The organism is Aquiflexum sp. (genome assembly GCF_977115555.1).
The window spans coordinates 1-9,356 of sequence record NZ_CDSBKL010000150.1 but is presented as its reverse complement, the minus strand read 5'-3'; the positions used below and the strand labels follow the sequence as shown (position 1 = coordinate 9,356).

At 38.8% G+C, this 9,356-nt stretch carries 7 protein-coding genes; 1 reads left to right on the top strand and 6 read right to left on the bottom strand.

Translation table 11 applies throughout. The features are described 5' to 3' along the window. Positions 1-166: 166 nt before the first annotated feature. From ACZFYI_RS10510 to ACZFYI_RS10485, 6 genes are all read right to left on the bottom strand, one after another. Positions 167-1,798, bottom strand: a complete 1,632-nt coding sequence (locus ACZFYI_RS10510; RefSeq protein WP_462524087.1) for an LVIVD repeat-containing protein — start codon at positions 1,796-1,798, stop codon at positions 167-169. A gap of 118 nt (positions 1,799-1,916) precedes the next feature. Further along, complete coding sequence (locus tag ACZFYI_RS10505) at positions 1,917-3,959, bottom strand: T9SS type A sorting domain-containing protein (protein WP_462524086.1); 2,043 nt, start codon at positions 3,957-3,959, stop codon at positions 1,917-1,919. A 283-nt stretch (positions 3,960-4,242) separates the two neighbouring features. Beyond that, positions 4,243-6,087: a transcription termination factor Rho gene (rho, locus tag ACZFYI_RS10500; protein ID WP_462524085.1), complete on the bottom strand. Its 1,845-nt coding sequence runs from the start codon at positions 6,085-6,087 to the stop codon at positions 4,243-4,245. 193 nt (positions 6,088-6,280) lie between these two features. Beyond that, entirely contained in the window at positions 6,281-6,973 is a 693-nt protein-coding gene (gene recO / locus ACZFYI_RS10495; RefSeq protein WP_462524084.1) for a DNA repair protein RecO, read from the bottom strand. 171 nt (positions 6,974-7,144) lie between these two features. Beyond that, positions 7,145-7,726 (bottom strand): thymidine kinase, encoded by a 582-nt coding sequence (locus tag ACZFYI_RS10490; RefSeq protein WP_462524083.1) that lies wholly within the window; start codon positions 7,724-7,726, stop codon positions 7,145-7,147. Between the two features lie 6 nt (positions 7,727-7,732). Further along, on the bottom strand, positions 7,733-8,059 hold the full coding sequence (locus ACZFYI_RS10485) for a 2Fe-2S iron-sulfur cluster-binding protein (protein ID WP_462524082.1): 327 nt from the start codon (positions 8,057-8,059) through the stop codon (positions 7,733-7,735). 38 nt (positions 8,060-8,097) lie between these two features. Between ACZFYI_RS10485 and ACZFYI_RS10480 the strand changes: the two genes are divergently transcribed. Then, positions 8,098-9,255: a hypothetical protein gene (locus tag ACZFYI_RS10480; RefSeq protein WP_462524081.1), complete on the top strand. Its 1,158-nt coding sequence runs from the start codon at positions 8,098-8,100 to the stop codon at positions 9,253-9,255. Positions 9,256-9,356 lie beyond the last annotated feature (101 nt).

Below are 9,356 nucleotides of genomic sequence, written 5' to 3'. Positions count from 1 at the left end.
TATTAAAGTTTGAAACAATTTTCTTAAAAGTTTAAGGACTCTTTTGGTTTTAATGGGTAAAAAAGTTGTTTCCCAAAAAAGTATCTCAAAATCAATAAAAACAAAAAACCCGGAAGAATTTCTTTCGAAATCCCGCCGGGTTCGCTTTTTTTAAATTTTGTAATTTCTATTTCAGCTTATTCTCTGTATCAGTGAAATCTCCTTTGATAGTTACTCCTTGACCTTTCGAGACCTTGCCAAAAATACTTAAGCTATTGGCTTCACCAACAAACTCAATTGTAGCTCCTGAATTAAGATTTAAGTCGCCGTATATGACAACAGAACCTGATATCCTAAGCGTGGCATTGCTATTTATTGTCAATTTGTTGTTTTTGTTCCATCGTCCAAAGACAAAAGAACCATTCATCATAAACAATCCCCCACTGTTGATATTGAGGCTACTTTCAATAGCAAGTGAACCACAATAGGTGAGTTCCCCACTTATATTGACATTTTTGAGGGTATTTGCTCCGGAAAATCCAAATACCTCATTTCCATTGACATTGAGGTTCGAATTGCCTGAATAAGGGGAAAGATTGTTACAGTTAATTCCAGGATCAATTGCCAACTCTTCTTTTTCTGCAAGGTTCAAAATCTGCAAACCCTGAGCTCCTGAAGCTACAAAAATATATCCTTTATAAGATTTGATAAAGTTTGAAGAACCATTGATACCCAAAATCCCAATCTCTTCCAAAATGTCATTTTCCACCAATTGAGAAACGGAAATACCTGCTCCCCCATTTGCCATATATACTTTTCCGTCATCATAAGAAACGGCATTGGTCACGATGTCACCATCGGCAACTCCTTCAGGATTCAATGGGATTTCCAATCTTTGCAAAAGTGTACCCAATTCAATAGAGTAAACTCCAACGCCGCGCCTTCCTTCGGATGCCATCAACAACCCAGGCCCCATATCCAAAGTCCGCTTGGATTCTGCTATGTCCTTTTCCAGACTGATTGAAGAAAGAATTTTCAAACTTTGCGGATCCAAAATCTTGATTCCATCTGTTCCGCTTAATGCGCCAAGGACTCCATTTCCATATTTGACAGACCTCAGGTCAGTCATTGGAAATTCAGCCTTCATTGCACCTTTTGAATCAAACAAACCTACCAAACCATTACTGCCACTCGCTACAGCGATATCTTCATCGGTAGTGGTCACATCTACTCCTGCAAAGCCTTCTATATCAAACTTTGAAAAGTCAGAGGTGAATAAACCATTATTTACGCTTACTATGACAAGTTGTGCAGGCGTGGTGATACCGGATTCCTGGTCAATGTCAAAAGCGGCGGCAGCATATAATTTCCCTTGCTTGTAGGTGAGGGAACTGATGTCCGCATTTTTAAAGATTGCCTGACTGGTGATTTTTGGATACAAAGGATCTGAAATGTCAAATATTTCGATAGCACCCAGAAATACCGAACCTTCAGTGTTGTAACTGACGTAAGCGAAGTTTTCTGCAATATCCACATGGGTAGCTTTGAGGGTTTTACCTTCATAGACAGGAGGATCTACCTGAGAAACCAACATCATGGGAATTTTCCCGGCAGGCTCTTCATCTAGGCTAATCCTTCCGTTGATTACATCAGATGAAATGATGCCTACTACTCCTGCACCTTCCAAAGTAAATCTTTGGCTTAGGACTTCAGAATCTGAATTGATCAAAACAGTTGGGTCAGAAATCGGATCATCTCCATCCGGTTGGCAGGAAATCATGCCTACAATCAATAATGATAAAAGAATTAATTTACGCATATTAAGAATAAATAATGATTGACTAGATAATTAAGTTAAAGGCCATGTCCAAATAGTTTTGAAAACATGGTTACTGAAAATTTTTTTCCCCCATATCAAAAGCAGAATTCGAAAATTTTCAATCTCTCTTGATCAGTTTTTTTACCAAAGTTTTTTCCTCATTGTACACATAGACTAGGTATAATCCTGCACTGATATTCTTGATATCAAAAACCAATTTATCATGGTTGAGCAATTTTGGCTGGAGGGGAATCTTGGTCCCATTACTGTCCACAAGGACAACTTCCAGTTTATCTACATCCTTTGTCTGAATAAACAATTCATCTGAAACAGGATTTGGAAAAAGGTGGATATCCCAATCAGGAATAAAATCAACTTTTATGACACTTGTGTAATCATCTTTGCCATTAAAATCGAGCTGTTTTAACCTGTAGTAATTAGGTCCGACCAGGGGATTCGTATCCCAATCAAGGTAATAAACAGGCTTTTCGCTGTTTCCTTCTCCTTTTTTCTCTGAAATTTCAGACCATGATTTACCGTCTTTGGATCGTTGGACGATAAATTTTTCGTTGTCTTTTTCTTGGGCTGTTCCCCATTCCAGCCTTATCCTATTCTCAATCGCTTTTCCTCTAAAATAAAGCCATTGTACAGGCAATATTCTGAAGGAACCTTGAATTTCAGTGTTATAAGATCCTGCCCAGGTATTGATGGTGATGTTATTACTGAAACCATTATCGCCGGAAGCCCACCAAATATGATCAGGACCATGCACCCCCGTTGTATTTACCATCAGGGATTGGGGACTATCGCTGGGAGTCAATCCTGTTCTAGGTATCAAGGAATCATCCCAAAATATACTGTTGTTTACATTTGAACCAGGTCTGATATTGGTGACAGACATTCCAAGACTTTGCTCCAAATCAAAAATGGGAAAATGAACCGGGAAAAAGACAACGGTAGCCACAACCTCTACATCACTATCAATAGGGACTACATTTCCATCAGGATCTTCTCCGTTCCAATAAACCTGGTAAGTACCAGGCGCATCGTATTTTTCAGAAATAATCAGGTCAATACCCTCATCGTAGCTTAGGTTTCCATTCAGATCTATCAATACATCTACTACTGCAGGCAAACTGATGGTCAGGTTGACAGTAGCCTCACCGCCGATATCAGGTGGCAACTTTGGTTCGTAGTCAATGACAAGACTTGCTGTGGGCGGAGTTGTAGATTTCCAAATCGATTGATCCGGATCGCTGATAAACAATGGATATTGGAAATTAGAGGAAGTACCTATTTGGGATTTCCTGTTTTCCTCAAAAGTCAAGTCATTTCTTGGCCCATCTTTGTTGGCAAAAAAACTTGTCCATCCTCCACTTGATCCGGCAAAATTGATGTATTTGACAAAATAATCATCCCCTGCTGCTGAAAATGTATTGTCCACAGGTACATAAAAGCCAAAATTATCATGAAATGAATAGCTATCAGGAGAAGACTTTGTGAGCGTCAAAGTAGACGAATTGGGATCTTGCCGAGAGTTGGCAATACTCCAAAATCTTGAATATACCCGACCGGTATGTTCATCATAGCCCCCTGGGGAATTTGAAGCGACAGTAATGTCCCAATGGTCGATATTAAATCCTCCAGAAATATGGTTGTTTGAAGTATTGGAAATTTCTACCCAAAAAGCCCTTGCCGCACCGGTATTGTTGACAAAAGAATACGCTTGATAACCAGTACCTGTAATTTGAGAAGGCCCATTCAAAGCAGCAGAGGCTGACCCAGGTCTCCCCTGAGCACTTCCACTGCTGTGTGCATTATATTCCTGATAGGAAATTTGAGTTCTAGCCGAACCTGATGTCCCTATTGGAAAAAAATCAGAGGAATTGGCATCATAAAACCACCTTACCCTAATATTACCTGATCCATATCTCCTAAATCCCCAAAAAACGGTTTCCCCTGCTTTGGCATAAACATATAACCTATGGCCTCCATTGTATCCTGAAACATTGGAAGGCAAAAGCATGTAACCTCTGCTGCCATATCCTCCCCCCCCAGAATTACCGGGGTACCACAACATACTTTGCCTGTTACTTTCCGTACCCCAGTTACCTGATCCTTCGCTGAAAGACAAGAAGGAAACAAATAACAAGGTTATCATCAAGGACATTTCTTTGAAACCTTTTGATCCCAAAAAATGGAAAGACCATATTTTAACAAAAATCGAAATCATTCTGAGTTATTCTAAATAGTTTGGGTGACTCTTAAAGCCATAAGGTATTGGTAAACCTTATAAAAAACTTATTGAAATAAATCAACCGCAATCAATAAACCAAATATTAAGTTTACAAAGCAAAAATCTTAATTCGAAATTCATTTTTTAGCAAAAAAAAGGCCCTATTCGCTGAGAACAAGGGCTTTTACTAAAATCTGAAATCTGAAATTTAACCGTTCATACTGATAAGAAACTCGATATTGTCTCTCGTCCCTTTCATCCTCTGCAAGAGGAATTCCATGGCTTCCTGAGAAGTCATGTCAGACATCAGTTTTCTCAAAATCCAGACACGCTGCATTTCTTCCTTATCCATCAACAACTCTTCCCTCCTAGTACCTGATCCGGTGACATCAATGGCAGGATAAATTCTCCTATTGGAAAGTTTTCTATCCAAAGCCAATTCCATATTACCGGTTCCTTTGAATTCTTCAAAAATAACCTCATCCATTTTAGATCCGGTTTCTACCAAAGCTGTAGCTATGATGGTCAAAGAACCACCGTTTTCGACATTTCTGGCGGCACCGAAAAATCTCTTTGGTTTGTGCAAAGCATTGGCATCCACACCTCCTGATAAGATTTTGCCGGAACTTGGCACGACGGTATTGTATGCCCTTGCAAGTCTCGTAATGGAATCCAATAGAATGACCACATCATGACCGCACTCTACCATTCTTTTTGCTTTTTCCAAAACAATGGAAGCAACTTTTACATGCCTCTCAGCTTGTTCATCAAATGTAGAGGAAATGACTTCTGCTTTGACTGATCGGGCCATATCCGTTACTTCTTCAGGTCTTTCGTCGATGAGAAGTATCATCAAATGCACTTCAGGATGGTTTTCTGAAATCGCATTTGCAATTTGTTGCAAAAGCATCGTCTTACCGGTTTTTGGCTGAGCGACGATCATACCCCTCTGTCCTTTACCTATCGGAGCAAACAAATCCAAAACTCTCATAGAGTAATTGTCATGCTTGGTGGTAAGTCTGAGTCTTTCTTCGGGAAAAAGTGGGGTAAGGTATTCGAAAGGAACCCTGTCACGGATTTCTTCAGAAGTTTTCCCATTGACAGTGATAACTTTTAGTAGTGCGAAATATTTTTCACCTTCCTTTGGAGGCCTGATAGATCCTTTGATATGATCACCGGTTTTGAGACCAAAAAGTTTGATTTGGGAAGGGGAAACGTATATATCATCGGGAGAAGCAAGGTAGTTATAATCCAATGACCTTAGGAAGCCGTAGCTTTCAGGCATGATTTCCAATACCCCTTCATTTTCAATTATCCCTTCAAATTCCTTGACACTGACATAAGGTTTTCTTTTGGTTTGGAATACCTCTGCAGAAGGAATATGGGCCTCTTCAATATCTCTAAAATTTTTTCTTTTTGGGATTTCTACCTCTACTTCAAAGGCTGCGGAAGGTTTTTCACTCGCAATATTGAACGGAATTGGCTCAGGACCATCTACAACTTTCCTTCTAGGCCTGATAAATTTTGGCTTCTCATCCTCTGCAGTAAAAACAGGCAGCGGTAATTTGGGCTTTTCGGGTTCAATAGCCACAGCTTTTTCGGGTTTAACCGGCTCAGGTTTCTTAAAAAGCTTCTCTTCCATTCTTTTTGCAGGTCTTTCTTCCACTCTTTTGGAAGGTCGATCTTCATTTCTTGGAGAAAGTTTCGGTTCGGTTTTTTTGGCGGCTTTATCTTCTGTTTCTACCGGCGCTTCTTCTTTGGGGATTGCGGTGACATTTTCCCTTCTGAATTTAGATTTATTTTCCTGTGGTGTCGCTTGGGGTGATTCAGGAGATTCAATTAATTCAGATTTGGGCTTGTGTTCGATATCTGGTTCTGCAACTGTAGGCCTTTTTTTAGGAAGTGCCTTTTCATCTGTGATGGCTTGTAAATCTAGAATAGCGTAGACAAGTTCATCTTTTTTAAGCGCTTTAAAGTTCTTTACGCCCAATTCTTCAGCAATTTCCTTCAATTCAGAAAGAAGCCTGATTTTTAATTCTTCTATGTTATACATAAAAAGCTTACGGAGTAATTAATAAGATGTGTAAATGTGTGATGATGTATTTTGAGTATTTCTGAACTAAATGAAAAAGGGATTCAGAATAAGTAAAATCCAAAGGGGGAAGGACTTTGCGATACTATGATGATGCAATATTAAGGTTTCAATAATTAAATAACAAATATTTCATAAGAGATGGTGATTTATTTTAAGACATCATTTGCCTAAGGACCTTTACGGATTTCCAATCGTAAGCCAAATCAAGGTGATTCCCATAGAAAAGAAGGAAATGATCCAACATATTCCGCCTGATTTTGGAAGGGGAGGTATCATTACAAAGAAATGATTGAGCAATCACAGATTTAAGATAGTCCTTTTCTTCTTCCATCACATCCTGACCTTGCGGATATTGCTTCAATTCCATAAAAAATGATTCTGAATCTTCAGGTGCGAAACCCAGGTATTTGGAGCTTTCCCACAAAAAAACCAAAGGAAAATGTACCAAAGGAGTTTCTTTTTCATCCAATAACCTGATTGTTGATTCGAGAAAATCGAAGAATTCTTCATTTTGAAATCCTTCAAAAACCGATTTTCCCATGACTTCTGCCATAAACATGGCGATGCCTGACCGGAGAAAATCAAATGGAATCAATTGAAAAGGTATAATCAGTTTAGCTTCTGAAATCCGGTTGAGGTTAATACCCTCTTTATCATAAATCACCAGATCCAAAAGCGTAAGGGGCTGATAAAAGGCCATTTTGCTTTTGTTTGTTTTTGATCTTGCACCATTGATGATGTAGGATTTCAAACCAAACTCCCTCGTGAAAATCCTTACAATAATAGAGGTCTCGCTATATTTGAGATAGGACAATACGATACCTTTTGATTTCTTAAGTCTCACAAAATATTAATTTTAGCGGCTACACCTCTCTACTCAAATTAGGTAATAAAACATCCATAAAATCAAAAGGAAGTAAATATTCAAACGGTTTTGTTGTCCATAATATGAAATCAATTGGTCCGTGAACGTCAGAAACAGAACCTGCGCTGACCAAATTTCTCTACCTTATCATCATAATTTTTCGAAAAAACATGTTCTACATCTAGCCTCATATGATTCTTTTTCACCCAGCACAACCTTCTCTTTTGCCTCACCCAATCTGTAGGAATAGGATGCCAAATCGCCACATTTCATACAGATTGCATGGACTTTTGTTACATACTCAGCTATTGCCAATAATTGTGGCATTGGCTCAAAAGGATTGCCTTCGAAATCCATATCTAGACCAGCGAGGATTACACGTTTGCCTGAATTAGCCAATACAATAGCCACATGCACAATCCTATTATCAAAAAACTGTACCTCATCTATCCCAACGACATCGCAATCTCCCGCAAGCAGGATGATATCGTCCGCAAAACTGACAGGTGTGGACCTGATTGCATTGTCATTGTGTGAAACGACATCACTGTCATGATATCGTTTGTCGATAGATGGTTTAAAAATCTCAACTTTTTGCTTGGCAATAAAGGCCCTGTTGAGCCTCCTGATCAGTTCTTCCGTTTTTCCCGAAAACATAGATCCACAAATGACCTCAATGTGTCCTTTCCTTTCAGGGTTTCTGGATTTGCCAATAGAACTTTCTATAAACATGGGCTGCTATTCACTATAGAGCATATGGGGAAACTTGTTTTCTTCTGCAACGCGGACTAGGATTTCTCCATTTGTCAATTTTGCTTGGCAAGATAACCTTTCATGACTTGTTAACCTTCCTATTCCTTTGAAAAATTCTTCTCTTTCAGTGATTGGGGAAAGGTTAGACATGCCTTCCAAGACTATGATTTTACAGGTAGTACATCTTCCTTTTTTTCCGCAGGCATGCATCCAATCAATGTGGTTTTGATGGATTAAATCAATAACTTTACACTCCTCAAGAGTCGAAACGATCTCTTTATGGAATAAATTTTGGATAATAATTTTCAGCATGCTTTGTGCTTAATTCATAAAAAATTCAATCATTAAATATGTTTGCGAAGTTAAACAGCAATTACGTAGAAAACTACGCCAAGGAATTCAGTAAAAAAGTATGTGACGGATATTTCCCGACCAAAAAGTACATGACCGGGCAGGAAATCATCACACTTACACCTAGTGTCCAGGTCAACTTTTTCATAATCAAAACACTGTTTGAGGCATGGCAGTTGGAATTGGAAAAACTAAAAAGCAATCCCTTTTTTGATTATAGAGACAAAGCTGTCCATGAAGCCTTGAGGGAATTCATGAATGTACTTTCGAGGACCATCAAAGTTGAGCGGGTTCATTTTGAACCACTCCTTGAGAAAGCTGTCATCGATTCCATATTCTTGGCGGTAAGCCCTTTGGATTTTTTCATAGAGGAATTCAGAAAACAAAATGCCAAAGAAATCAACCAATACCTGAAGGAAAATAAGAAATACATCAAATGGCATACCCATCTGATCACTAGCCTGATTGACAAAGCAGGATTATCCCACACCCATGAAGCCTATCAGGAAGCATTGAAAACCAACTTTCTAAATCAAAAAGAAAAATTGGAGTCATACAAAATCCTTCTGAATAGCATGGGACAGGTTTATTTCCTTGATTTTGACCAAATCGAGGAAACAGATTTCGTCACAGCTAAAGTGATTTCAAAAACCGAACCTGTTCCACTGGCAAAAGGTAATGACAATTCTTTCTTTGATACATTGGGAGAAAGCAAAGAATCCGAATTTGATTTCAAGGAAGATTCAGGTCCGGTCAAGGAACACGAAGAAAACTACTTATCTCAAGAAGATCTTGTACTTGAAAATGTCCCGGCAGAAAAACTCTTCAAAACTATCAGGCCAGATCAGGGAATAGACCCTGCCAAAATCTGGACAAGATTCGAATCAGAACAATATTCCATCATGAAAGGCAGCATCAAGGATCTTTCTGAAAGTGTTGGACTAAACCAGCGGTTTATGTTTACCAAAGACCTTTTTGACGGCAACCCTGACCTTCTGAAACATGCCTTAAAATCAATTGATGAATGCGGGAGTTTTGTGGAAGCAATCCACTTGTTGAATGAAAGATATGTGGGAGAATTAGGTTGGAACAAAGACTCTGAGGTGGTTGATGAATTTCTCCAATTGGTATTTAGAAAATTTGATGTCAGGGGCTGACAGAGGGTATTTGCTGAAAAATATAAGTTGGAATCTCCAAACTACCGTTAATTTACACGAGCTTTCCCATCTTTCCCCAGTGTCTATACTAGATTAATTAA